Annotated in this window: 1 protein-coding gene and 1 pseudogene; one reads left to right on the top strand and one right to left on the bottom strand. The window is 74.9% G+C overall.

The window, feature by feature from the left end; translation table 11 throughout:
- Positions 1-176: EsaB/YukD family protein (locus ND748_RS35225; RefSeq protein WP_374216088.1), on the bottom strand; the 176-nt coding region annotated here is incomplete at its 3' end.
- 369 nt (positions 177-545) lie between these two features.
- On the opposite strand from ND748_RS35225, the pseudogene ND748_RS31805 reads away from it, so the two are divergent.
- A pseudogene (locus ND748_RS31805) lies at positions 546-1,503 on the top strand (type VII secretion protein EccC); the annotation flags it as partial.

The following is a 1,503-nucleotide window of genomic DNA, read 5'->3' as shown; positions in this document are numbered from 1 at the left end:
CCCCCCCCCCCCCCGCCCCGGCCGCCCGCCCGGTCCAGCGCCTCCTCGCCGGCGTGGCGCAGCACCGCCGGCAGCAGCGCTCCCAGCGGAACGAGTTCGGGCAGGGCGAGGTCTATCCGCCGGCCCGGAGCCACGACGGCAACCCGGGCGAGCCCGATGTCGGCATCGACGCCCACCCGCGCTCACCGTCCTTTCCCGGCCACGTTCATCGGTCGTGACGTGGGTAAACGATTCCGAATACGCGCGTGGCGCGCAGACCGGTCGCCGGTCCGTGTTATGGCGGCGGGTTCGGGATGGTGTGCCGATGGCGACCCACCGGCCGGCCCGGCGTTCGGAAATACTGCCAGAACGCCGCCGAGATCGCCTCACAATAGGGCCATCTCGACATAAGGTGGCCACGATTCCGGTCCGGAGCCCCGACCGTCGCCGATCAGGGCCCGACGCCGCCCCCGGTCTGGTCGCCGGGCGCGCGGGCGACGAGGACCAGCGCCCGACGAGGACCAGCGCCCGACGAGGACGGGCGGCCGACGAGGACCAGGAGCGGCATGACGGTCACCATCCTTCGCCGGCCCTCGCGGCTGCCCGCCCCCGAGTACCCCGCCGGCGAGGTGCTGCTGCAGGCTCCGCCGCAGCTGCCGGTCCCGACCGGGCGCCGGTGGGCGCAGATGATGATGATGCTGCCGATGCTCGCCGGGGCGGGCGGCATGGCCCTGATGTACTCGGGTGGTCGCGGCGGCACGCTGCTGTACCTGGCCGGGGGCCTGTTCGGGGTGTCCACGCTCGGGATGATCGCCGTCCAGTTCACGATGGTCGGCTCGGGCCCCGACCGGACCCAGATGATGGTGGCCCGCCGGGCCTTCATGGGACACCTCGCCCAACGCCGCCGGGTCGTGCGCCGCACGATCGCGCGCCAGCGCAGCGCCCTGTACCACCACCATCCCGATCCGGACGCGCTCGCCTCCGTCGCCGTCAGCCCGCGGCTGTGGGAGCGCCGCGCCACCGACCCCGACTTCGCCACCGTGCGCATCGGCGTCGGCCCGGCGGAGCTGGCCACCCCGCTCATCCCGCCCGAGACCGCGCCGATCGAGGACCTCGACCCGATGTGCGCGGCCAGCCTGCGCCGCTTCCTGCTCGCCTACGCCGTCGTGCCCGACCTGCCCGTCGTGATGGCCCTCGACGGTTTCAGCCGGGTTCACCTGCGCGGGGCCGACGAGCGCGCCCGGGCCCTCGCTCGCGCCCTGGTCTGCCAGGCGGCGACCTTCCATGCCCCCGACGACCTGATGGTCGCCTGCTGCGTCGCCGAACCCCTGCGGCCGGAGTGGGAATGGGTGAAGTGGTTGCCGCACGCGCTGCATCCGCGGCGCACCGACGCGCTCGGCCCTCAGCGCCTCGTCGCCGCGAGCGTCTCCGGGCTGGAGGCGATGCTCGACGACGTCCTGGCCGGCCGGGCGCGCTTCGGCGAGGCCACCGCCACCGGCGTCGGCGTCGGCGTCGGCGCCGCCC

This window comes from Frankia sp. AiPs1 (assembly GCF_023716945.1).
Lineage (GTDB): Bacteria > Actinomycetota > Actinomycetes > Frankiales > Frankiaceae > Frankia.
Note: the sequence above shows the minus strand (reverse complement) of the source record. Positions and strands in the feature narration are given on the sequence as shown.